18 protein-coding genes are annotated in these 24,245 nt (G+C 72.0%); 3 read left to right on the top strand and 15 right to left on the bottom strand.

Annotation, left to right across the window (positions count from 1 at the left end):
* Positions 1-40: 40 nt before the first annotated feature.
* Positions 41-2,161, bottom strand: coding sequence for a DNA topoisomerase IV subunit B (locus tag ABZZ20_RS22735; protein WP_356872286.1), 2,121 nt, complete (start codon positions 2,159-2,161; stop codon positions 41-43).
* A gap of 444 nt (positions 2,162-2,605) precedes the next feature.
* Here ABZZ20_RS22735 and ABZZ20_RS22730 point away from each other — a divergent pair, with 444 nt between their 5' ends.
* Complete coding sequence (locus ABZZ20_RS22730; RefSeq protein WP_356872284.1) at positions 2,606-2,839, top strand: hypothetical protein; 234 nt, start codon at positions 2,606-2,608, stop codon at positions 2,837-2,839.
* 175 nt (positions 2,840-3,014) lie between these two features.
* Here the strand turns inward: ABZZ20_RS22730 and ABZZ20_RS22725 are convergent, their stop codons facing one another.
* The 7 genes from ABZZ20_RS22725 to ABZZ20_RS22695 all read right to left on the bottom strand — a co-directional run bounded on the left by ABZZ20_RS22725 (position 3,015) and on the right by ABZZ20_RS22695 (position 13,526).
* Positions 3,015-3,995, bottom strand: a complete 981-nt coding sequence (locus ABZZ20_RS22725) for a serine protease (protein ID WP_356872282.1) — start codon at positions 3,993-3,995, stop codon at positions 3,015-3,017.
* A 100-nt stretch (positions 3,996-4,095) separates the two neighbouring features.
* Positions 4,096-5,676 (bottom strand): RNA polymerase sigma factor, encoded by a 1,581-nt coding sequence (locus ABZZ20_RS22720; RefSeq protein WP_356872280.1) that lies wholly within the window; start codon positions 5,674-5,676, stop codon positions 4,096-4,098.
* A 441-nt stretch (positions 5,677-6,117) separates the two neighbouring features.
* Positions 6,118-7,005 (bottom strand): FadR/GntR family transcriptional regulator, encoded by an 888-nt coding sequence (locus ABZZ20_RS22715; RefSeq protein WP_356872278.1) that lies wholly within the window; start codon positions 7,003-7,005, stop codon positions 6,118-6,120.
* Between the two features lie 205 nt (positions 7,006-7,210).
* Positions 7,211-9,019 carry an ATP-binding cassette domain-containing protein gene (locus ABZZ20_RS22710; protein WP_356872276.1) on the bottom strand — a complete coding sequence of 603 codons (1,809 nt, stop codon included), beginning with the start codon at positions 9,017-9,019 and terminating at the stop codon, positions 7,211-7,213.
* Positions 9,020-9,246: 227 nt separating this feature from the next.
* Complete coding sequence (locus tag ABZZ20_RS22705; protein ID WP_356872274.1) at positions 9,247-9,993, bottom strand: NUDIX domain-containing protein; 747 nt, start codon at positions 9,991-9,993, stop codon at positions 9,247-9,249.
* A gap of 69 nt (positions 9,994-10,062) precedes the next feature.
* Complete coding sequence (locus ABZZ20_RS22700; RefSeq protein ID WP_356872272.1) at positions 10,063-12,030, bottom strand: glycogen debranching N-terminal domain-containing protein; 1,968 nt, start codon at positions 12,028-12,030, stop codon at positions 10,063-10,065.
* 233 nt (positions 12,031-12,263) lie between these two features.
* Positions 12,264-13,526 (bottom strand): DUF4192 domain-containing protein, encoded by a 1,263-nt coding sequence (locus ABZZ20_RS22695; RefSeq protein ID WP_356872270.1) that lies wholly within the window; start codon positions 13,524-13,526, stop codon positions 12,264-12,266.
* A gap of 122 nt (positions 13,527-13,648) precedes the next feature.
* Between ABZZ20_RS22695 and ABZZ20_RS22690 the strand changes: the two genes are divergently transcribed.
* A complete protein-coding gene (locus ABZZ20_RS22690) occupies positions 13,649-15,808 on the top strand; it encodes a RecQ family ATP-dependent DNA helicase (protein WP_356872268.1) in 2,160 nt (719 codons plus the stop codon).
* Positions 15,809-16,023: 215 nt separating this feature from the next.
* The gene (locus tag ABZZ20_RS22685) at positions 16,024-16,653 is read left to right on the top strand and encodes a hypothetical protein (protein ID WP_356872266.1); all 630 of its coding nucleotides are present in this window, start codon (positions 16,024-16,026) and stop codon (positions 16,651-16,653) included.
* 192 nt (positions 16,654-16,845) lie between these two features.
* Here ABZZ20_RS22685 and ABZZ20_RS22680 read toward each other — a convergent pair whose 3' ends face one another.
* From ABZZ20_RS22680 to ABZZ20_RS22650, 7 genes are all read right to left on the bottom strand, one after another.
* Positions 16,846-17,472 carry a hypothetical protein gene (locus ABZZ20_RS22680; RefSeq protein ID WP_356872264.1) on the bottom strand — a complete coding sequence of 209 codons (627 nt, stop codon included), beginning with the start codon at positions 17,470-17,472 and terminating at the stop codon, positions 16,846-16,848.
* A gap of 59 nt (positions 17,473-17,531) precedes the next feature.
* On the bottom strand, positions 17,532-18,242 hold the full coding sequence (locus tag ABZZ20_RS22675; RefSeq protein ID WP_356872262.1) for a ribonuclease HII: 711 nt from the start codon (positions 18,240-18,242) through the stop codon (positions 17,532-17,534).
* Positions 18,243-18,856: 614 nt separating this feature from the next.
* The gene (locus ABZZ20_RS22670; protein ID WP_356872260.1) at positions 18,857-20,701 is read right to left on the bottom strand and encodes a DUF4173 domain-containing protein; all 1,845 of its coding nucleotides are present in this window, start codon (positions 20,699-20,701) and stop codon (positions 18,857-18,859) included.
* Positions 20,702-21,006: 305 nt separating this feature from the next.
* A complete protein-coding gene (locus ABZZ20_RS22665; protein ID WP_356872258.1) occupies positions 21,007-21,936 on the bottom strand; it encodes an ADP-ribosylglycohydrolase family protein in 930 nt (309 codons plus the stop codon).
* An 11-nt stretch (positions 21,937-21,947) separates the two neighbouring features.
* Positions 21,948-22,607 (bottom strand): histidine phosphatase family protein, encoded by a 660-nt coding sequence (locus tag ABZZ20_RS22660; protein ID WP_356872256.1) that lies wholly within the window; start codon positions 22,605-22,607, stop codon positions 21,948-21,950.
* Positions 22,608-22,679: 72 nt separating this feature from the next.
* Positions 22,680-23,285, bottom strand: coding sequence for a YdbC family protein (locus ABZZ20_RS22655; RefSeq protein WP_356872254.1), 606 nt, complete (start codon positions 23,283-23,285; stop codon positions 22,680-22,682).
* A gap of 33 nt (positions 23,286-23,318) precedes the next feature.
* Positions 23,319-24,179: an arylamine N-acetyltransferase gene (locus ABZZ20_RS22650; protein WP_356872252.1), complete on the bottom strand. Its 861-nt coding sequence runs from the start codon at positions 24,177-24,179 to the stop codon at positions 23,319-23,321.
* Positions 24,180-24,245 lie beyond the last annotated feature (66 nt).

Raw genomic sequence — 24,245 nt, 5'->3', positions numbered from 1 at the left:
GGTGATGGAGCGAAGAGCACCGGTGAGCCGGTGAGCCGGGTCAGGCGTCGATGCGCGAACGGTCCAGGGTCGCCGCGGAGCTCGTGATGAACTCCTTGCGGGGCGCCACCTCGTTGCCCATCAGCAGGTCGAAGATCTGCTCGGCCGAGTCCAGGTCGCCGATGTTGATGCGGCGCAGCGTACGGAAGCGGGGATCCATGGTGGTCTCCGCCAGCTGGTCCGCATCCATCTCGCCGAGACCCTTGTAGCGCTGGATGGAGTCCTTGTAGCGAATGTTCTTGCGCTGGAATTCGAGCAGCGTCTGACGGAGTTCGTTGTCCGAATAGGTGTAGACGTACTTGTCCTGGCCCTTCTTGGGCTGGACGAGTTCGATCCGGTGCAGCGGCGGCACCGCGGCGAATACCCGGCCCGCCTCGACCATCGGTCGCATGTACCGCTGGAAGAGCGTCAGCAGCAGGCAGCGGATGTGCGCGCCGTCCACATCGGCGTCGACGAGCAGGACGATCTTCCCGTACCGGGCGGCGTCGATGTCGAAGGTACGGCCCGAGCCGGCTCCTATGACCTGGATGATCGCGCCGCACTCGGCGTTCTTGAGCATGTCGGAGACGGACGACTTCTGAACGTTCAGAATCTTGCCGCGGATCGGCAGGAGTGCCTGGAACTCCGAGTTCCGCGCGAGCTTGGCGGTACCGAGGGCGGAGTCCCCCTCGACGATGAAGAGCTCGCTGCGCTCCACGTCGTCGCTGCGGCAGTCGGCCAGCTTCGCGGGCAGCGAGGAGGTCTCCAGCGCGGTCTTGCGGCGCTGCGCCTCCTTGTGCTGGCGGGCGGCGATGCGGGTCCGGGCCGCCGCGACGATCTTCTCCATCACGGCGCGGGCCTGCTGCTTGTCGTCGCGCTTGGTGCTGGTCAGGAAGGCCTTGAGCTCCTTGGTGACCACGGCAGCGACGATCCGGGCGGCTGCCGAGGTGCCGAGCACCTCCTTCGTCTGCCCCTCGAACTGCGGCTCGGCCAGCCGGACGGTGACGACCGCCGTCAGTCCCTCCATCGCGTCGTCCTTGACGACGTCGTCCTCGGCGACCCGCAGCAGCTTCGCCGAGCGCAGCACCTCGTTCACCGTCTTGGTGACCGAGCGCTCGAAGCCGGTGATGTGGGTGCCGCCCTTGGGGGTGGCGATGATGTTGACGAAGGACTTGACCGTGGTCTCGTACCCGGTGCCCCAGCGCAGGGCGATGTCGACACCGAGCTCGCGGGTGACCTCGGTGGGGGTCATGTGGCCGCGCTCGTCGAGGACGGGGACGGTCTCCTTGAAGGTGCCCTGGCCGGTCAGGCGCAGGACGTCGCAGACGGCCTTGTCCTGGGCAAGGTAGTCGCAGAACTCGCTGATGCCCCCGTCGAAGCGGAAGGTCTCCTCGGTCTTGCCCGCCCCGTCGATGCCCCGCTCGTCGCGGACGACCAGGGTCAGGCCGGGCACGAGGAAGGCGGTCTGGCGGGCGCGCTGGTAGAGCGTCTCCAGGGAGAGCCGGGCGTCCTTGAGGAAGATCTGCCGGTCGGCCCAGTAGCGGACCCGGGTGCCGGTCTTGCCCTTGGCGACCCGCTTGATCTTGCGCAGGCCGTTGGCGGGGTCGAACGGGCTGTCGGGGCCCTGCTCCGTGAACATGCCCGGGACGCCGCGGCGGAAGCTGATCGCATGCGTGGAACTGTTCCGGTCGACCTCGACGTCCAGGCGGGCGGAGAGGGCGTTGACCACGGAGGCGCCGACGCCGTGCAGGCCGCCGGAGGCCGCGTACGAGCCGCCTCCGAACTTGCCACCGGCGTGGAGCTTGGTCATGACGACCTCGACGCCGGACAGCCCGGTCTTGGGCTCGACGTCGACGGGGATGCCGCGCCCGTTGTCCCGGACCTCGACCGAGGCGTCCTCGTGGAGGATCACCTCGATGTGGTCACAGTAGCCACCCAGGGCCTCGTCAACGGCGTTGTCGATGATCTCCCAGAGGCAGTGCATGAGGCCCCGGGAGTCGGTGGACCCGATATACATGCCGGGGCGCTTGCGGACGGCCTCGAGGCCTTCGAGGACGAGCAGGTGCCGCGCGGTGTAGTTGGAGCCGTCCCGGTCTGCTCCGGACAGCAGCGCGCTGGAAGGCACGGACGTGTCGGCGGTCACGCAGTTCGCTCCTCGCTGAATTTCTTTTTCTGGCCCGTCGGGCGCAGGGTGGCTCGGTTGCCGCTCGAAGGGTACCGAGGCCTGGTAGAGCCGATGCAACGCCACCCTCGCGCTTCATCAGCCTAGTGCAGGTCCGCACGGATGTTCGATCCCCCGGGGGAGTGAAGCAAACATCACGTTCCCTTCCAGGCATGAACCATTTAGGGTTCGGGCACGTCCTCATGCACAGCCGGCACTCACGCCGGGGAGGACGGAACTGCGACAAGCTAACGACTGACAACGCGAAACCGTAAAGCAACGCAATACGGCTCCTTCGCCGCCAACCGGCAACAGCCGGCCAGCTTCGGAAGGAAGTTTCGAGGAAAAGCCGCGAGCGGGAACGTTTTCGGCCTGGTTGGATGTTGACCCTGGTACGACAGCTCGTCGAGCTAGAGAAGAGGCGACGTGACTACTGTTCTGACACCCGCGACCCCGCTGACGGCCGCTGACCGATGCGACCGTTGCGGCGCCCAGGCATATCTGCGCGTCGTCCTGCTGAGCGGCGGTGAACTCCTGTTCTGCGCCCACCACGGGCGTAAGTTCGAGCCGGAACTCAAGAAGATCGCCGCGGATATACAGGATGAGACCGAGCGGCTCACGTCCGCTCCGACGGCCAGTGCCGACACCGAGGACCGCTGACACAGGCCTACACCTCGCATCCGACGAGCCAGGACCGGCCAGGCCGGTCGACGGGCGGCACCTCTGCGACCCAGGGGTACCGCCCGTCCTCATGTCCGGAGCCCCGGCGCCCTCGCGGGCCCAGGGCCTCCGCCGCATCCGGGGTCGAGCAGGGGCCCGGGTCCCGAGCACCTGCTCACGGCACTAGCGGCTCCCGTGCCGGTGCGGGGCTCCTGAGGCTGCCGCCAGTCCCTCCCGTCACACGCCCCCGTACGGGCCGTGTAGCCACCCTGGAGCCTCCCAGGGCACCCTCCGTGACGTCCTGGCCGACGCTTCGCCGCGCGGTCGTCTCCGGGGCCGTCACGAAGCCCGTGAGTGGCGCGATCTTCGTGTACACCCCCGGGCTGTCGGAGCGCCCGCATCCACGCCCCCAGGACACCAGTCCGATGAGCCGGCCCTGGGCGACCAGCGGCCCGCCGCTGTCCCCCTGACAGGCGTCCTTGCCGCCGTCCCGATGCCCCGCGCACACCATGGAATCGGATCGGTACTGTCCGTCCGCGTCTCCCGGGTAGGCGCGCCGGCAGACCTCGTCCTCCAACACCGTGACCCGCGCGGCACGCAGCGCGTACGCGTAGTCGCCGAACCCACTGGTATCGCCCCACCCGTAGACCGCGGCTACGCCGCCCGCCGCGTAGCCGGGATGCCCCTCCCCGGCCATGGGGAGCACGTAGTGCGCGGGAACCGCCTCGTCCAGTTCCAGCACGGCGAGGTCCCCGGCGTTGCTCCGTGCGTCGTACGCGGGGTTCACCTGGGCCGAGCGGACCGCGATCTCCCGGCCGTCGTCCGCCTGCAGCTCCGTACGCCCGATGATCACTCGGAAGTCGGGAACGGACTCCAGCGGGCCCCCCAGCACCTGGCTGCCCAGGCAGTGGGCCGCGGTCAGCACCTTGGTCGGGCCCACGATGACACCCCCGCAGAACTGACCGCCCCGCGTACCTCCGAACCGGTCACGGCTGGCGAGCGCCACCACCCAGGGGCTGTCGGCCGCCTTCACCGGCTTCCCGCCGATCACCACGCTGTCCGCGGCTGCCAGCGGCGCCTGGGCCAGCGGCGCCGTGGCCGCCCCCGCCACCAGGGTCAGCGCGCCCGCCAGAGCACGGGAAAAGGGACGACGCATGAGGCCTCCTGACTCTGAGCGTGCATGACTACACCCAGAGTGGGACGCCCGGTGGCCGTGCGCACCCTCTCGCGGCCACCGCCGTACGTTCCCGGCCCGGTCAGTCCAGGTAGTCGCGCAGGACCTGGGAGCGCGACGGGTGGCGCAGCTTCGACATGGTCTTGGACTCGATCTGACGGATCCGCTCGCGCGTGACGCCGTAGACCTTGCCGATCTCGTCGAGGGTCTTCGGCTGCCCGTCGGTGAGGCCGAAGCGCATCGAGACCACGCCGGCCTCGCGCTCACTCAGCGTGTCGAGGACCGAGTGGAGCTGTTCTTGCAGGAGCGTGAAGCTCACCGCGTCGGCCGGCACGACCGCCTCGGAGTCCTCGATGAGGTCGCCGAACTCGCTGTCGCCGTCCTCGCCGAGCGGCGTGTGCAGGGAGATCGGCTCGCGCCCGTACTTCTGGACCTCGATGACCTTCTCCGGGGTCATGTCGAGTTCCTTGGCCAGCTCCTCCGGAGTGGGCTCGCGGCCCAGGTCCTGGAGCATCTGGCGCTGCACCCGGGCGAGCTTGTTGATGACCTCGACCATGTGCACCGGGATGCGGATGGTGCGTGCCTGGTCGGCCATGGCACGGGTGATCGCCTGCCGGATCCACCAGGTCGCGTAGGTGGAGAACTTGTAGCCCTTGGTGTAGTCGAACTTCTCGACCGCACGGATCAGGCCCAGGTTGCCCTCCTGGATCAGGTCCAGGAAGAGCATGCCGCGGCCGGTGTAGCGCTTGGCCAGTGAGACCACGAGACGGAGGTTGGCCTCCAGCAGGTGGTTCTTGGCGCGGCGGCCGTCCTCGGCGATGATCTCCAGCTCGCGCTTGAGCTTGGGGGCCAGCTTGTCGGAGTTGGCCAGCTTGTCCTCGGCGAACAGGCCCGCCTCGATGCGCTTGGCGAGTTCGACCTCCTGCTCGGCGTTGAGGAGGGGGACCTTGCCGATCTGCTTGAGGTAGTCCTTGACGGGGTCGGCGGTGGCGCCGGCCACGGCGACCTGCTGGGCCGGGGCGTCGTCCTCGTCGTCGGAGATGACGAAGCCCTTGCTCTCGCCGCCGTCCTCTTCCTCCTCGGCCTCCGCCTTCACCACGCCCGGGCCCTCTTCGAGGGACTCGTCCTCCCCGGCCTCGTCCGCGTCCTTCTTGGAGGCGGTCTTCTTCGCGGCCGTCTTCTTGGCCGCGGTCTTCTTGGCGGGTGCGGCCTTCTTGGCCGCCGTCTTCTTGGCCGCCGTCTTCTTCGCGGGGGCCTCGGTTCCGGGCTCCTCCACGAGAGCGTCCACGGGCTCCGGGTCCACCGTGTCGGCCGCAGGTGCCGCGGCGGCGACGGTCTGCGCAACCGTCGTCTTCGCCGCGACGGTCTTGGTGGCCGTCCGCTTGACCGGGGTCTTCGCTGCGACGCTCTTGCGGGTGGTGCGCTTGGGCGACTCCGCGGCACTGACCATCAGCGTCACACCCTCTTCCTCGAGGATCTGGTTGAGGCTGCGCAGAACATTCTTCCACTGGGTCGCAGGAATCTGGTCAGCCTCGAAGGCCCGACGCACGTCATCGCCGGCGATCTGCCCCTCGGCCTTGCCCCGCTCGATGAGCGCCATCACAGACTCGGATTCGGCGATCTCCGGCGGGAGCGTACGGGATGTGCTGGCCGACACGAACAACCTCTCGGAAACGATGGAAACGGCTTCCGACCCCGGCCGGGTGGTGCTGGACCGGAGCCGACGACCACCGACTGGGGATGGGCCGGGGGCGCGGGCAGGGGCCGGGGAGCTGCACAGCACCCGCAAGGGCTGCTGTCTTCCCTCCGTCGGCCATCACCTCTCTAGGTCATCGCTTGACCTCGCGGAGTGTTACGCCCAATCTTCGTGGCCCGAGTCACACCCGGGTCCAACCGGTGCCGCTCACGGGGTCGTGCGCACGGGCCGGACGCACCCCATACGCTCTCTTGCGGGGTCGGCCCCCGCCGGCGCCGGGGTGGGCGGACCCGCCCCCAAAAGCCCTGGTCACGCTGGTGTCGCCGGGTCCTCCCCCGGACTCCGTCCGGGGGTACCCCAGGACCCGGCGACACGTGCGAGTACCCCGCGCCCCCGTCCGTCCACGCTTCAGTGCTCGCGCGGGGCGGGCACCACGCGCTCGACCTCCGGATGCACCATCAACAGCTGCCGCATGGCGCTCTCGGCGCCCGTCGCGTCGCCGGCGGCGAGCGCTTCGACGATCCGCCCGTGGTGTGCGACGCACGCCTCGCTGGGGCGTTCGCAGGCGATGACGGGGCTGCCGGAGACCTGGAGGGCGGCGGAGACGATGCCCGAGAGGTGCTCCAGCATGCGGTTGCCCGCGACCTGGATCAGGAGCGAGTGGAACTCGTTGTCGGCGCGCGCGAAGGTGATCGAGTCGCCCTGTCCGAGGGCGTGGCCCATGATCTCGACCATGTCGGCGAGGCGCTGCTGGATGTCGGGGCGACCGTGGCCGGCGGCGAGGCGGGCGGCGAGCGGCTCGATGGTCCAGCGGAGCTCGTTCAGCTCGCGGCGCTGGTCGTCCCGCTGGGGGCCGAACGCACGCCACTCGATGATGTCGGGGTCGAGCAGGTTCCAGTCGGCGACCGGCCGGACCCGGGTGCCGACGTTGGGGCGCGCGCTGACGAGGCCCTTGGCCTCCAGCACGCGCAGCGATTCGCGGACCACCGTGCGGGAGACCTCGAAGCGCTGGCCGATCTCCTCGGGGACCAGCGGGCGGTCTGCGCCCAGATCGCCGGAGACGATCATCTGGCCGAGCTGCTGGACGAGTTGGCCGTGCAGTCCGCGGCCGCGGCTGCCTGCCGCTCGGCGGCCGACACGGCCCAACTCGACGTCGGCGCCGTCCCAGTGGGGCGCTCCGGTGCGGTCGGACCCGGAGGTTTCCGCGTAGGGGTAGCGGTCGAGTTCGCCCGGGCCGGCGAGGCCGGAGTCGGCATGGCGGGCGGCGGTCATCATGGTGTGCGCAAGGGTACTCACGAATCCTTTGTCGGCCGTGCTTCCAAGAGCCTTGAGGTCTTTGGTGAAAAGCACACGAAAGGGTGATCGGTGCCACCCACGCAATTGACGACTTATCGTAAGGAACCGGGCTCTTTGTGTGGAGTTGTGGTCTGGTTCACCTGATGCGGACCACATCGATCCGGTTGAGACCTTGTCCAGCACTGGAACGATCACCAACGATCCCTTACCAACGGGTGCGACTGCGCAGTCCTGTGAACCCATAGGCGCACAACAGGACCATCAGCGACAACACCAGTGCGGTACCGACGGGTTGGGCCATCACCCGTAGGGCGCCGAGGACCAGACGGTCCGCCTCCGGGGGCCACTGGGCCCAGGCCAGACCGCGCAATCGGGCCGCCAGTCCGCTCGCCGGGTACGCGGAGGGACCGTCCAGCACCTTGCGTACGAGTGGAACGACCATCACCGGTACGGCGAGCACCGCGGCCAGGCCCGCGGTCGCGGACCGGAAGATACCGGAGGCCAGCACGCCGGCCCAGGCGCAGCCCACGAGCAGTCCTGCCCAACTCACGGCCGGGGAGATCCATTCCACGGGTGTGCGCAGCGGGCCGCGGTCGAAGACGAGCTTCAGGGCGGCGGCGTCGGCGGTGACCGCGAGTGCGCCGAACACCAGGGCAAGGCCGGCACAGACGGCAAGTTTGGCGGCGAGCAGGCCCATCCGGCGCGGCACGGTGCCGCGGTCGGCGGCGAGCGCCGGGTAGCGGTACTCCTCACCGAAGGCCAGGGCGCCGAGCAGTCCCGCGCCCAGGGCGGCCGGAGGCAGGGGCAGCAGTTCGGGCCAGGCGGCGAGCAACCTGTTCTGCGGGGTGCCGCCGGCCCGGGCCAGGACCAGGGCGGTGACGACGGAGACTGCCACGACGAGGGCTGCGGTGACGGCAGGCACGGCCGTACCGAAGACCCGGCGCAGCTCGTAGCGCAGGGGCCGTAGCGGACCGCCCACCCGGCGCACCGTCGAAACCGGCCGCCCCCCGTCAGCAGCCGCCCGGCTGGCACCGGGGGCGGACGGGGACCCCGCTCCGGCCGGGGCGACAGGGCTCCGGGGATCCGGCCCCGGTTCGGTGCGCGCCTGCGGGAGCGGCGCAGCGGGCGGGCGCAGCGCGCCCGCGTCCCCGGTCTCGTCGGCGAGCTGGTGGACCAGCACGCCGTGCCGGAACGCCGCCTCGCCGACCTCGGCGCAGCTGGTGCCGTACACCGACAGGCGGCTGCCGCTCTCCGCGACGATCTCCACCGCCCGCTGGGCGGCCCGGGCCTCGCGGCCGAGCACGTCGGCCAGACGAGCGGCGTGCGGGGTGCGCACGGCGACCCGGGGCCGCAACCGGGTGCGGGCGAACTCTGTGACGTCCTGATCGGCCACGAGGCGGCCCGCCTCGATGGTGACGACCCGGTCCGCGGTGCGGGCGGCCTCCTTCGCGTCGGCGGTGGTGAACAGAACCGCGCCGCCGCGGGAAGCGTGACCGCGCAGCAGCTCGTACAGCCAGCCGCGTTCGCGGGGCGAGAGACCGGCGGCGGGCTCGTCGAGGAGCAGCGTGCACGGATCGGCGAGCAGGGCAGCGGCCAGCCCCAACCGGCGGTCCATGCCGAGCGAGAGGGATCCGAGCCGCTGGTCGCGCAGACCCGCGATGCCGACGACCTCCAACATGGTGTCGGCTCGGGAAGCCGGCACCCCGACGGCGGCGCACAGCATCCGCAGTTGGTTGCGGACGGTCCGCGACGGGTTGCCGGGGACGCCCCCGAGCAGTACTCCGACCTCACGGCCTGGATGGGCGATCCGGTGCAGCGGACGGCCGCGGAAGTAGGTGACGCCACGACCCGGTTCGAGTTCGAGCATCAGCCGCAGGGCGGTGGTCTTGCCCGATCCCGGTTCGCCCAGGAGGGCGGTCACATGCCCCGGGCGGGCCTCGAAGGTGAGGTCGTCCACGAGGGGCGGGAGGTCTCGACGACGGGGTGTGCTGGTGAGTCCGATGGCCTGGAGCATCGCTTCTCTCGCGGGGGGTGAGACCGCTCTGCGGCAGCATGAGTACCACCGGAAAGATAACGCGATATGTCAGATTTTCTGCGCAACCGGCGCGCGGTGGTCTCCGTGTCGACGGCAGCGCGGCTCCCGATCCGGACGGCATCGCGGATGACCACGCTGACGGCCGTACGAGCGACTGGGCTCGTGGCCGTGCGAACTGCTGGAGCGACTGCCGGGGGGCCCGGGCTTCAGACTTCCGGCCGCAGCATCGGCGGATTGAGCAGGGTCGCCCCGCCGGCCCGGAACAGCTGGGCGGGTCGGCCTCCCTGACGGGTCGTCGTCCCCCCGGCCGGCACCAGGAACCCGGGGGTCCCGGTGACCTTGCGGTGGAAGTTGCGGGGGTCGAGGGCCACCCCCCACACGGCCTCGTACACCCGGCGCAGCTCGCCGACCGTGAACTCGGGCGGGCAGAACGCAGTGGCCAGGGAGGAGTATTCGATCTTGGACCGGGCCCGCTCCACGCCGTCGGCGAGGATGCGGGCGTGGTCGAACGCGAGCCCGGGGGCCGCCTGGCCCTCGACCGCCAGCAGCTCGTCGACGGGGGCCCAGCGCGCACTGTTGGCGTCGCCGCCCGCGCGAGGTGCGGGCAGGTCCGGAGCCAGCACCAGATGCGCCACGCTGACGACGCGCATCCGCGGGTCCCGCTTCGGATCCCCGTACGTGGCCAGTTGTTCGAGATGTGCCCCGTTGCCCGTACCCGGCTGTGCCGGATCGTGGGCGCACAGGCCGGTTTCCTCGGAGAGTTCCCGGGCCGCAGCCGCACCCAGATCCTCGTCTGCGCGTACGAAACCGCCGGGTAGGGCCCAGCGTCCCTGGAACGGCTGCTCACCCCGCCGGACGACCAACGCACAGAGCGCGTGGCGCCGCACGGTGAGCACGACCAGGTCGACGGTGACAGCGAAGGGCGGAAAGGCCGACGGGTCGTAGGGAGGCATGCCGCGATCATAGTCGTCTGCCTGACGATAAACAGAGCTTTGGTGATCCCGAAGGCGGCAATCGCCAGGCTACCCGCCGAGTTGGAGCGCATCGGCGGCCTCCTCCACCATGCCGAGGCCGAGCCGGCTGATCCGGACCGCGAACGGTTTCCCCGCGACCCGGAGGTCCGAGAGCCGCAGGGCGCCGAGCGGAGCGCCGGTCAGCGGGACGAGGGCGACCGTGCCCGCAGGAGCGTCGGGGCGGATTCCGGCGAGGGCCGTCAGCGCGTGGACCCCGGCGGCCGCGGCCACCGCCGCGGGGCGACAGGCTGCCGGGTGCGGGAGCGGCGCACTGCCCGCGGTGCGCTGCTCGGCGGCGTACATCTCGGGCAGCCGGTACCCGAAGCTCTCCGCCGCGTCCAGCAGACCCCGTAGCAGTCCGGCGGCCTCCTTCTCGAAGCCGGCCCGGGCCAGCCCGACCACCGCCACGGCGCTCTCGTACGGCCGCACCGCGCCCGAGCGGTGGCCGAAGGGGTTGTGCCCCGGTTCCCTGGCGGCCATGCCCCGCAGTCCCCAGCCGGAATCCATGGCGGGGGCCCTGAGCAGCCGGGCGAGTTGTTCGGTGCGGGTGCGGTCCAGCAGACCCGGGGCCAGCCGGGCGCCGCCGAGCAGGCCGGTGTCCAGAAGATGGGCGGCGGCTCCCGTCAGCCGGGGTAGCGGGCGCCCGTCGGGGTGTAGGGCCGCCGCGGGCCGTCCGCCGTCCGGGCCGTCCACCCAGAACCCGTCCTGGAAGCGTCTGCGCAGTGCGGCTGCCCATTCCCGCCACTCCTCGGCGCCGGGCCGCCCGCACCCGCAGAGGAGATCGGCCCCGAGCAGCGCGGCCCGGTGGGCGTGGGCCTGGGTTTCGCATCGTCGCGGCCCGCGGTCCGGGTCGGCGAGGAAACCATCCTGTCCCAGGGCGCTGCGCAACCAGTCGAGGCACCGCTCGGCCGCCGGGAGGAGCCGGGCCACCTCCTCTTCGGGCATCCCCCAGAGCCGGGCCTCGGCAAGTACCGCGGGGAAGGCGAGCGTCGCCTCGATGCCCGTGCATCCGGGCGGCAGCTGCGGGCCTGCCGCGCGCAGCTGCCCCGGGATCTTCCCGGCCTCGGGCCCGCGGCCACCGGTCTGGGTCCGGGCCAAGGTGCGCAGTGTGGCCCCCGCGAGCCCGGTCCCGAGCGGCAGCGCCATCCGGGCGGCCCACAGGGACTCCGCCGGGGCCAGTCCGAGCCGCCAGGGCACCCCGGCCGCGACGAAGGCATCGGCCGGATCCCCGCGATCCCGCATCAACAGCGCACCGAGGTCCTCGATGCTGGTGCGGAACCATGCTTCGACCCGCGCGTCGTCCCCCTCGGCCCGGGCGGCGGCCAGCGGGTTGGCCACCCGTCCGGCAGGAGCCCGCGCGGTGCGCTCCTGCCTGGTCCGCAGTTCGATGGTGCGGGACTCGCCTGGCCCCAGTTCGAGCTGCCAGCGCAGCAGCCCCGCGGAGGCGAGCACATCGTCCGGGGGCGGCTCGGCCGCGGTGACGGCCTGCGCCTCCCCGCTGCTCCAGCGCAGCCCGGCCGCGTGCACCCCGGCAGGCAGCTCGGGACCGGCCCGGCCGGCGGCCACCGCGGCGAGCTCGGCCAGGTCGGTGCCGAGCGAGACCTCCACGGGAAGGCGCACCGGTCGGGACGTGTAACTGCGCAGGGTGATCCGCTCGGTGCCGTCCGCGTGCCGGACCCGCTCCACTCCGATGTCGGGGTCGGGGCCCGCTTCCGCTCCGGTGCGGACCGTCGCGGTGAAGGCGGCCCGATCGGAGCCGAGGCTGCGTCCCTGGACGGCGACCGGGTCCCGGCCTCCGACCCGCAGCACGCAGCGGGAGAGCAGCCGCCGTCCGGAGCGGTAGATCCCGTCGATCCCCCGCCCGGTCAGCTGGCCGTGCTCGGGAGAGATGACCAGGCAGGGCGCGGCGACGCAGATGAGGGCGCCGTGCACGGGCGGCAGCTCGGGCCGGCGGGCGGGAGGTACGGGGTGAGCCATGGGTCGCCTTGTCTGGGCTGTCTGCGCTCCGGCCGGATTCGCTGGGCGGCGGCGTGGCCGGGCCCCCGCCACCCTCCAGCTGAACGCCCCCACCCCCGTCAGGGTCACGGGCCGCGGCGGCGGCTGAGCCCGCCGTAGGCCGTGCCGGTGACGCACCCGCCGCCGCAGGGCGGTGACCACGGCACCGCGGATGCGCCGTACGGAATGCACCCGGTTGCGGCCCCGGTCCCGGCTCACTGGTCGCTCCCCGCGGTGCGGCGGGTCCCGCGGCGGGCCTTCTGATCCCGGCGACCCGGCGGGCGGGTGGTGGCCGCCACGCGCTTGCGGCGGGGCTCCCGGCGCCGACGCTCCTCCCGCAGGCAGGCCCGCAGCCCTTCAGGGTCGATGCCTTCGTTGCAGGCGTGGTGCAGCAGTTGGGCGAAGCGGTACTCGGCATCAGCCCGGAGCGCCAGCCCGAGGACGATCCGGGCGGTCGGCTCGTCCCCGGTGGACCACGAGACCCAGCCGGCCAGGGTGAGCGGGGGCGCCGCGTGCTCGCCGTAGGCCCCGACGCAACGCCGGGCCAGAGCCCGCCACAGGCGCAGGGCCGGAGCAGCCTCCTCGCCCTCCATCCATTCGGCCGCGATGTCCCGGACCTCTCGGTCCTGGAGGCCGAGGATCAGGGTGGCGGCCTCGTCGTCGCCGAGCAGCGCATCGTCCCAGTCGTCGGCGCCGGGGCCACCCTCGACGGGTGGCGCGAGGGTGAGCCGCCGCATCAGGGCGCGGGCCAACGCGACCGTCTCCGTGCCGACCTCCTGCCGGGTGGCCCCGTCGAGGATCTTGGGCACGAGCGCGGCGGCCGCCAGGTCCAGGGCACGTTCCATCTCCACCGCCGCACCACCGCGCAGCGGCGCCAGCCGGTTCTCGATCTCCCGGAGGGAGCCCCTGACCTGCAGCCCGGCGAAGGTGGCGGTCGCCGCCATCACCGAGGTGCCCGTCGCGGCGAGCAGGCCGCCCTCGGCCGGGCAGCACCGCTCGTCGGGGCAACAGTAGGACCAGTACCGGCCGTCGGAGAGGCACAGCGCCTCCAGTACGGGCACGTCGAGCACGCCGCAGGCCAGCCGGATCCGCTGGGCCAGGGGCCGCAGCCGGGTCATCACCCGCTGACCGCTTTCGCCGGCGCTCGGATCCTGACACAGGAAGACGACGATGCCGTCGGGCTTGCCGCTGCGCCGCTCGCTGCCCCGGACCAGGCACTCGGCGGCCTGCCGGGCGGTGTCCTCCCATTCCGCGGGAGCGGTGGGAATGCCGACGCGGAGCCGGCCGCCGAAGCGCCCGCCCTCGCCGTGCACGGCGACCATGACCAGGGAGTCGGTCGGATGGAAGCCGAGCATGTAGGGCAGCGCGTCGGCCAGTTCGGCCGGGCTGCGCAGGGTGATCCGGGGGACCGCAGCGGATCCGGAGGGGCTGATGGAGGGCCGGTCGGACGGGGTGCGTGAGTCGTGGTTGCTCGTCATGACCCGACGGTCCCGCACCCCCTCGAATCCGAAAACCCCTGTGGATAACTGTTGACTGTTCAATATCCACAGGGCGAGAGCCCCATTGGCGCAATGTCAGAGCTATCGGGTTGCATGGGGGCATGAACGCAGACCTGAGGTCCTCGGCCGACTCCGTACTGGCCCGACTCGTGGGCGATCCCACGGGCACCGCCCGACTGCGCGAGGACCAGTGGCTCGCGATCGAGGCCCTCGTCGCGCACAAGCGGCGGGCGCTGGTGGTGCAGCGCACGGGCTGGGGCAAATCCGCCGTGTACTTCGTCGCCACCTCCCTGTTGCGGGCGCGGGGCGCCGGTCCCACCGTGATCGTCTCCCCGCTCCTCGCGCTGATGCGCAATCAGGTCGAGGCCGCCGCCCGCGCCGGGATCCACGCCCGCACCATCAACTCCGCCAACCCAGAGGAGTGGGAGGGGATCCAGGCCGAGGTGGCGGCGGGCGAGGTCGACGTGTTGCTCGTGAGCCCGGAGCGGCTCAACAACCCGGACTTCCGCGACCAGGTGCTGCCCAAGCTGTCCGCCGCGACCGGCCTGCTCGTCGTCGACGAGGCACACTGCATCTCGGACTGGGGACACGACTTCCGCCCCGACTACCGCCGGCTGCGCACGATGCTGGCCGATCTGCCGCCCGGCGTCCCCGTACTGGCCACGACCGCCACGGCCAACGCCCGCGTGACCGCCGACGTCGCCGAGCAGTTGGGCACCGGCGCCGGCACCGACGCGTTGGTGCTGCGCGGCCCGCTGGACCGCGAGAGCCTGAGCCTCGCGGTGCTGACCCTGCCCGACGCGGCGCACCGGCTGGCCTGGCTCGCCGACCACCTCGGCGAACTCCCGGGCTCCGGCATCATCTACACGCTCACGGTCGCCGCCGCCGAGGAGGTCACCGCGTACCTGCGCCATCGCGGACACACGGTCTCCTCGTACACCGGCAAGACGGAGAACGCCGACCGTCAGCAGGCCGAGGACGATCTCCAGGCCAACCGGGTGAAGGCCCTGGTGGCGACCTCGGCGCTGGGCATGGGCTTCGACAAGCCCGACCTGGGCTTCGTGGTGCACCTGGGCTCGCCGTCCTCCCCCATCGCCTACTACCAACAGGTCGGCCGCGCCGGCCGCGGCGTGGAGCACGCCGAGGTGCTACTGCTACCCGGCCGGGAGGACGAGGCGATCTGGCAGTACTTCGCCTCAGTGGCCTTCCCTCCGGAGCAGCAGGTCCGTCGCACCCTCGAAGTCCTGGCCCAGGCGGGCCGACCGCTGTCGTTGCCGGCCATGGAGCCACTGGTCGACCTGCGTCGCACCCGGCTGGAGACGATGCTCAAGGTCCTCGACGTGGACGGAGCGGTACACCGGGTCAAGGGCGGCTGGACCTCGACGGGCGAGCCATGGGTCTACGACGCCGAGCGGTACGCCTGGGTGGCCCGCCAACGCGCCGCCGAGCAGCAGGCGATGCGGGACTACGCGATGACGACGGAGTGCCGGATGGAGTTCCTGCGCCGCCAGTTGGACGACGAGGAGGCCGCACCCTGCGGCCGCTGTGACAACTGCGCCGGCGCCCGGTTCACGGCTGACGTCTCCACCACCGCGCTCGACACGGCCCGCGGAGAACTCGGCCGCCCCGGCGTGGAACTGGAGCCGCGCAAGATGTGGCCGACCGGGCTCGCCGCCGTCGGCGTGGACCTCAAGGGCCGTATTCCTGCCGGGGAACAGGCGGCCACCGGCCGCGCGCTGGGCCGACTGTCCGACATCGGCTGGGGCAATCGACTGCGGCCGATGCTCGCGGAGCACGCTCCGGACCAGCCGCTTCCTGACGATGTGACGCAGGCCGTGGTCGCGGTGCTCGCCGACTGGGCGCGGGGTCCGGGCGGTTGGGCGTCCGGAGCCGTGGACGCGCCCGCGCGGCCGGTGGGCGTAGTCTCCCTCCCTTCCCGCAGCCGGCCTCAGCTGGTCGGTTCACTGGCATCGCGGATCGCGGAGGTCGGGCGGATGCCACTGCTCGGGGCGATCGCTTACACGGATCAGGCCCCGCAGTTCGGCCTGCCCTCCTCCAACAGCGCCCAGCGGGTGCGCGCACTCCACCAGGCCTTGACCGTGCCCCCGGCGCTGGCGGCGAGTCTGGCGGAGGCAGCGGGTCCCGTACTCCTCGTGGATGACCGCGCGGAAAGCGGCTGGACCCTCGCAGTGGCCGCTCGGCTTCTGCGGCGGGCAGGTGCGAAGGGTGTGTTTCCGCTGGTGCTGGCGCTTCAGCCGTAGCCGAATGCGTCATCTTCGGCGTGGCGGGGCAAGGATATGAACGGCATACCGGCGAATTCCGGTCGGCGGCGGCAATTGCTCGTTGCCGCATGCTCTCGGGCCACGCGAGAATTGGACTGCTCCCGCTCGGCTCGACGGCGCTCTCCTGGGCCGCGCCGTGCCGTGCCCACACTCCAGCTGTGCCCGTCCGCGGGCGTGTACCCGAAGGGAGGACCGTGACCTTCGGATTCGCCCCGTCCTCGACCACGTCACTGACGACGGCAACCGGCGGCGCCAGCCGGCACGGCAGACTGCTGGAACCCGCCCAGTGGACGGCGGCGGGTGTCCCCTTGCTCCGCAATCCGCGCGAGGTGGTCAGCGGACTGCACTCCCGGCACAGTCCGGTGCCCTCCATGGCGGTGATCGCCGTCCTCGGCCCAGAGGAAGAACTCGTCGCGAGCGCCTCCTTCATCCACCGGTCCGCCTCGGCCGACGGCTGGGAGTACCGCAACGCCCTGCTGGCCGGATTGCGCCGGGTCATGCCGCACGACCTGCGGCGCCGCACCCCGGTGCGGACGGCGGTGCTGCTGTACTGCCGCGAGGGCGACGAGCGGTGGACCGAGGAGGACGGCGCTTGGATGTGGGGGCTCCGGGATGCGTGCACGCTCCACGGGCTGCGCTGCGGCGCGTACATCACCCTGACCCGCGGCGGCTGGCAGGTACTGGGCGAAGGCCGGGGCGGCCGGCGGCCCAGCTCGGACTCCCGGCCCGAGCGTCTCGGCGACGTGGTGGGCGAGTTCCCTCCGGTGGCCCTGCGCACCGGCGGCGGCGCGACCGAGGTCCTGCGCCGTACCGCCGCGCGCTGAGGTCCGTCGGCCAGCCCCCGCGGCACCGTGCACACGGACGGACGCGCGTCGCCGCGCGCTCAGCGTCACCGCGCGCAGGGGGCCCTCGCAGCCGTACAACCCGGAACGGGGGTACGGCGGGTCAGGCCACGGGCTTCAGCGGGGCCGGCTCCCGGCCAGCCCCGCCCCTTGCCCGTGCCGGGGTACGGGGCGTCAGACGCCCGCACCCAGCACGGAGTTGATCTGCTGCACGTCGCCGCACACGATGAGCAGCGCACCGGCCCGTGTGAGCGCGTCCGGCAGAGCGGCAGCCATTGCCCCGGCCCCTCCGCCGTTGGCCGCGAAGACCACGACGGGACGGCCCGCAGCACGCTTGGCCTGCGCCGCGTCCGCGTAGAAGACGTCGTCCCCGGCGTCGTGTAGGGCCCAGTACGCGGCCTCGCCGAAGGACAGCTCGTGCGCGGCCCACGGGTGCGGGTCGCCGGTGGTGAGCACCAGGATGTCACCGGGCGCGCGCCCGGTGTCGAGCAGCAGGTCCACGGCCTCTTCGGCCGCGTCCAGCGCGCCCTCGACGGAGGCCGGGATCAGCTGGATCTGCGGCACCGCCGCGGAGACGGACGGTGCGGTGGAAGCCGCGGGAACGGTTCCCGGGGTGGCCTGCGGCGCGCGCTGGGCGGGCGGTGCGGGCCGAACGGGACCGGGGCGCCCGGGCCGCGGAACGGCGGCGGGACGCGGACCAGGTACGGGACGGGGGGTCTGCGCGGTGCGGCTGGCGGCCGGCGTGACGCGGGGACCCTGGGCACTCTCGTGAATCTGAGGCTCCTCGGGGGTGAGAGGCATGAGTTGATGTCTATCAAACACCGGTACGAAACGTACCGGTGGGTGGCACGTGGGTGCGATTAGAAATCGAAGCCGAGTTGGCCTCCGTTTTCCAGCTCCATCGATTCCTCGCTGCGGCGCACCTTCTTGAGATGACGCCACCGGGGCAGCGCGTCGAGGTACGACCAGGAGAGCCGGTGGTACGGGGTGGGCCCCAGTTCCTCAAGTGCGGCCCGGTGCACGGGGGACGGGTATCCGGCGTTGTCCCCGAAGGCGAAGTCCGCGAAGTCGCCACCCGGCCCACCGAGTTCGGCCATCATCCGGTCGCGCCTGACCTTTGCGATCACCGAAGCCGCGGCCACGGCGACGCAGGACTGGTCGCCCTTGATCACCGTACGAACCCGCCAGGGCCGGCCGAGGTAGTCGTGCTTGCCATCGAGAATCACCGCGTCGGGCCGCACGGGCAGCGCCTCCAGGGCGCGCTCAGCGGCGAGCCGCAGAGCGGCGGTCATCCCGAGTTCGTCGATCTCCTCCGGGGAGGAGTGCCCCAGGGCATACGCGGTGACCCAGCCCTCGAGCACGTCGAGCAGCGCGTCACGTCGTTTGTGGGTGAGCAGTTTGGAGTCGGTGAGCCCCGCGGGCGGCCGGCGCAGACCGGTGATCGCCGCGCACACGGTGACCGGACCGGCCCAGGCCCCTCGTCCGACTTCGTCGACCCCGGCGATGACCTTGGCGCCGGTGGTTGCACGGAGGGAGCGCTCGACGGTGTGGGTGGGTGCTTCGTACGGCATGGCGCCAGCAAGGTTACGCCGCCCCGCGCCGCCTGCACACCCCGGCCCGGGCGGAGTCGGCGCGGCGTCCCACACCCTGAGCAGCGCCGCCATCGGCCGATCGACCGTTTCCGTGACGTCGGGATCCATTCATTCGCTCCCGCACACCTTCTATCGGCTCCTCATCACCGACCCTGCGATGCCGAAGACAAGCGGAGCCATTCCATCCGATCTTCCACCCCCCCAGTGGAATCGAGGCTGGGCCCGCCAGTCGATCGACCGGCGGGCAGGCCCCGGCTGCCGGCCCGAACGGCGCCGCAGAACCGTCCCTCACGGACACGGTCGCATGTGCGAAGCATGGCGTGTAGCGTCCGTTCCACGCGCGAATCCCTCACGTCCCGCATCCGCACACACAACCGGAGGAGGGCGCCCCGGAACGATCGACGGCCGGCGGTCTCGCCGATCGGCGGCAACCGCTGCGTGCCCGGGCCGCCGCGTCCTCCCGGTGAGCGCGTTCCCGCCGACGGCCCCGGCGCTCGACCGTTCCAAGGCCACGTCGGGAATCGACCGTTCCAAGGCCACGTCGGGAATCGCCCGTTCGGGTTCCGGACCCGTCTGCGCCCCGCTGCCGGGGGCTACTCGACGCGGCTGTCGAAGGTGCCCAGACGCGAGCAGACCTCGTACGAGGCCGTCACCGGGCGGTCGCGGAGGATCTGCCTGGCCCGGTACTCGCCGAGGCTCATCGCGTACCAGGGGAGCCGGCCGTCCTCGGACAGCTCGTTGTTGATCGCGCGCAGGGCGCACGATCGCTGGGGTTCGGGCAGCCGGTCCAGGGCGGGCACGGCGTCCGCCGAAAGGGACTGGAAGTAGGCCAGGTCGATCTTGTCAGCCTGTTGGAACCGCGCGACGTTCTTCTCGGCGACCAGCCCGTCCGGGGACAGCAGTCCGAAGGCCAGGACGGCGGCCGCCGCGCTTCCGGCGAACGCGCGCGGCAGCCATCGCGCGCCGAACACCCCGGCCGCCATGATCAGTACGATGACCAGCCCGAGCCAGAGCTCCATCGCGGCCACCGACACGCGCAGCCGGGTCAGCCCGTACGCGTCCACGTACAGGTCCATCCGGCGGAGTGCGGAGGCGACCACGACGAGGGTCAGGGCGCACAACGTCCCCAGCACGGCGCGGACGAACCGGCGGTCGCCGGCTCCTGCGCGCGGGGCCCAGCGCAGGGCGAGGGCGATCACGGCGAGCGTGAGCAGGGTGGCCCAGAGCAGTTGCCAGAAGCCCTGGCGGGCGTATTCGGCGTAGGACAGCCCAGTGCTCTCCAGGACCTTGTCGTAGCCGCCGAACAGGACGGCCAGCTGTACGGCGTTGAAGCCTGCGAAGAGCAGGTTGAGCACGATGAGCGGGAGCGCCCATTCCGCGCGGGAGCGGGGCTTTCCTGGAGCCACCCGGATCCGGTCCCAGCGCGAGGGCGCCGCGGCGGCACGGGCGGCGGCCAGGGCGAGGACGGTTCCGAGCAGGAAGAGCAGGAAGCGCACCGGCCCGTCCCCGACGGAGACCTCGGGCGTCAGGCCGCCCAGGAGATCTGCGAAGGCGGCGTCGGCGGAGGCGAACAGGGCTCCGAAGAGCACGAGCAGGACCACGGCCACCAGGGCCGCCTTGACCAAGGGCATCCAGCGGTCCCGGTCCACCCCGCTGCTGCGCGAGCGCAGCCCGGTCCAGGCCCAGCGGATCCCGAGGACGGCGGCGTCGATGAAGCCGAGCGGGCTGAGCAGCACTCCGGGCCAGGTGCGGCTGCCGTGCAGGGCCAGCGCACCCAGCAGGACGGCGGCGAGCAGCGCGAGGGTGGACGGCCAGCCTGCGTCGCGCAGCGCGGGTACGGCGAGCAGTGCGACGCAGCCGATCGCCCAGGCCACGGTCCAGGGGCGGGCGGTACGTCGGGACGTACGGGCGGCGGCGTACGCGGCGGCGACGGCGGGGACGACGGCGAACAGCAGGCCGAGGCCGAGGCCGTCGCCCAGGAAGAGGGCCGCGGCTACACCTGTGGCGAGGACGGAGACCAGGACGGCGGTGGGGACGGGTGCGGCCTCGGCGGGCCGGGCGGCTTCGGCCCAGGCCAGCGGTGCGATGGACCAGGCCCCGGACGTGGCGCGCTGCTGGCGGACTTGGTAGGCCTGCCACGCCTGGGGGTCCCAGCCGGGTGGCGGCCCGCCGTGAGCCCCGACTCGGACAGGTTCGCCCGGGACCGGTACGCCCGGGACCGGCCCGGCGACCGAGCCGGCCGTCATCCCCGCGGCTGCCGCCGCGGAAGGGGCCTCCGGGCCGGCGCCTGCGGCAGACCCCGCGACGGCGCCGGTGCCCGGTCCTGCGTGCGGACCGGCTGCGTCACCGGGCCCGCCCCCCGCTGGAGCCGGCTTCGCAGCACCGGACGGCACACCCTCGGCCGTACCGTCGGCCGGCCCTTCGGTGTTCTCTGACATCGGGTTCCCCTCCCCTGCCGGCCGCCTCCGCGGTCACGACGGAGGCGGCGAAGCGGACAGGGTAGGCCGGTGACGTGCGGGTTCAGCCATAGTGGGAGGACCCCTGTGGCAGGACCGTGACAAACCTGCCGGAGCAAGCACCGCCCGACCACAGACGTCTCTCCGCCGCGGCCGCACCGGGCGGACACCGGGATCCGGGCCCGAAGGGCCGTGCACCACGGTCCGCAGCGGCACGCTCAGCCTCACGACCCTCACGGGCTCCTACGGCCCTGAGAGCCCCGGCGGAAGCTGACCGGGCCCGCCCGTCAGGGCGTCGGCCGGTTCGCCGCCGTCTCGGGCAGCCACGCCGGCAGTGCCTCCGTACGCGCCAGCCAAGCGGCCGGCAGCACCTCGTCGCCGCGCGCCCCCAGCACCCCGCCGACGATCGCGCAGGTCGTGTCCACGTCCCCGCCCACCTGGGCCGTGGTCCAGAACGCCCGCTCGTAGTCGTCCAGCGACCGGGCCGCTGACCACAGGGCGAAGGGCACGGTGTCGTGGGCGCTGGTGCGCCGCCCGCAGCCCAGCACCGCCGCGACCGTGGTCGCGTCGCCGTAGTCCAGCATGTCCCGTGCCCGCCGCAGCCCCGCGCCCACGGCGCTGCGCGGCACCAGGGCGATCACCCCGTCCAGCAGGTCGGCCGCCTTCGGCGGACCGGTCGGATCCGCCGCCAGCGCGGCGGCGGCGGCGACGGCCATCGCCCCGCAGACCGCCTCGCGGTGCTGATGGGTGGTGTAGGCGGAGATCTCCGCCTGGTGCGTGGCCTGCTCGGGATCGTCTGCGTACCAGGCGCCCAGCGGAGCGATCCGCATGGCCGCGCCGTTGCCCCAGGAGCCCTGCCCGTTGAACAGTTCGGCGGCCAGCGTCCGCCAGTCCTCGCCCTCCCGGACCAGACGCAGCATCCGGTTCACGGCGGGCCCGTAGCCGCGGTCGAAGTCGTGGTGGTGGGCGAAGGAGCTCGCCAGGGCGTCCTGGTCGATGCGTCCGTGGGTGGCGAGAACGGCGACCACCGAGCAGGCCATCTCGGTGTCGTCCGTCCACTGCCACGTCTCGGTGCCGGCAGGCAGCTCACGGCGCTTGAGGAGGGGGTAGTTCACGGGGACGAAGTACTGGGAGCCCAGGGCGTCACCCAGAGCCAGCCCGCGGAGGCTGGCCATGGCGCGTGCGTAGCGCCTTTCGGAAGAGGAGTCAGCGGTCATCCCACGTCACTCTAGCCGTCCAGGTCGTAAGGCTCCGGTGTGGTCCACCGCTCAAATGGGCGGTCCAAACGGTAGCGGCCGTCCGTGCCCAGCAACAACATCCGGAATTCGCCGTTCCCAGGGTTGGACAAGGCCTCGAACTCGGCCACCGACCAGTGGAACCACCGCATGCAGAACAGCCTCATGGTCAGCCCGTGCGTCACCAGCAGCACGTTCTCGGGATGGTCCGGTGCCTCGAAACTGCGGTAGAGGCTCTCCAGGAAGGAGCCGACCCGGTCGTACACGTCCGCACCCGACTCGCCCTGCGCGAAGCGGTAGAAGAAGTGCCCGTACGCGTCGCGGTACGCCTTCTGCAGCCGTACGTCGTCCCGGTCCTGCCAGTTCCCCCAGTCCTGCTCGCGCAGCCTCGGTTCTTCGCGCATCCGGACCCGCGTCGGGTCGAGCCGTAGCTCCCGGAAGGTCTGCAGGGTCCGCCGGTACGGGGACACGTACGCGCTGATGCGCTCGTCGCCGAAGATCTCACGCAGCCGTACGCCGGTCTCCGCGGCCTGCTCGTGCCCCAGGCGGGTCAGTCGCAGGGCATGGTCCGGCTCGCGTTCGTACACCGTGTCATCGGCATTGCCCTCCGATTCCCCGTGCCGGACAAGGACGATGCGCCGTGGTCGTACCATTCCACGACCCTATTCGGCCATCGGTGGGCCGAGCACCCGGGCACGCCGGTCGACCCGCCGATCGTCGTACGGTCATACCGTCCAGGACGGTTCGAGGTCGACGACATCACCGGTGAGGGCTTCCACGTCGGCCTCGGTCTGGGCGCGCAGCGAGAGCCGCTCGACCCGCTCCTGACGGTACTTGCCGTGCTCGGCCGCGGCATGCCACATCGACAGCACCAGGAACTCCCGGCCCGGCGCCTCCCCGAAGAGGCCCCGGATCATGCCGGGTGAGCCGGCCATGGCCGGGTTCCACACCTTCTCCTGCATCAGGGCGAAGTGGTCCACGCGGCCCTCTCGCACCCGGGTGTGGGCCACGCGCACGACGTCCGCATCGGTGAAGCGCGGTTCGAAGCCGGTCTTCACGTCGAAGCGGTGGTCGAAGAGCGTGACCCGCGCATTGGTGAAGGTGCCGGTCTGCGCGGCGGCCAGCCGGTCGTGCGAGCGGGCCATGAAGGAGTCGTAGAAGGAACGGCTCTCCCAGAACGCGAAAACATGCGCGACCCCCTGCCGCCCCCGGCTCCATCCGCCACCCTGTCCCCGGAATCCCGGCTCGCCAGGCAGCCCCGCCCACTTGCGCTGCCCGCGCTCGAACCCGCGTCGGTCCGTCACCGTGCAGCGAATCCACTTGACCAGCACCGCGCCATCGTACGGGGCCCGGCGCGGCCTCGGTCAGTCCCCGAGGCAGTTCATCCGCTCCAGTTCCTCCGCATCCCGCCCGGACAGTCGAAGACCGAACTCCCGGTCGAGCAGGGCGAGCAGTTCGTCGGGGGCGACGAGCTCCCGCTCGATCCGCCCGTCGGGATGCAGGCGGGTGAGCTCCCGTCCGACGAGCGCCGTGCGGACGGCGTCGCCCGGGTACTGGACGATCACCTGTCCGACGAAGGCGGAGTTGGGGTGCGAGGAGCTGTAGTGGTTCAGCAGGACGTAGTCGACGGGGTAGTAGTGTTGCGGGGAGAACGCGTACAGATCGCGCCGGACCCCGCCGCGGTGCAGGCACAGCACAAGGATGCCGCCCGCCTCCTCCCGGACGGTGTACGTCCACTCCCCCTGCGGCAGTTCGGCACCGGGCCGCGTCAGCGGGACGGGCTCGCGCGGACCCTGGTACCCGAACCCGGCATCGCACAGCCACGGTTCACCCTCGACCGTGACGACGAGGACTGCGTGCGTCACCGCGAGAAGTGTGTCTCCCCGCGTACGGTTGCGGGCTCCGCGCCCGGAGACGTCGAAGCCGATCCGCTCCAGGGCAGCCGCCAGCAGCGAGTTCTGCTCGTAGCAGTAGCCGCCGCGGCGGGAACGCACGAGCTTGTCCTCGATGGCCTTGACACCCAGCTCGATGGGGCGGCCGAGCAGCACGTCGAGGCTTTCGAAGGCGATGGCGCCGGTGTGGGCCCGGTGCACTGCGTACAACGTCGCAAGGTCCGGACGGAGTTCCCCGTCCTCCCCGATCGGCCCGTCGTATCCGATCCGCTCCAGATAGGCGCCGAGATCCAGCTCGTCACCGCTCCACATGTCTCCCCCGCTTCCGCGCACGGAACAACGGTCACCCGATCGTGCCGTTGCCCTCCTGGATCAGCATGGCGGCCCCGCACGCCAGCC

This window comes from Streptomyces sp. NPDC006430 (assembly GCF_040612395.1).
Lineage (GTDB): Bacteria > Actinomycetota > Actinomycetes > Streptomycetales > Streptomycetaceae > Streptomyces.
Note: the sequence above shows the minus strand (reverse complement) of the source record. Positions and strands in the feature narration are given on the sequence as shown.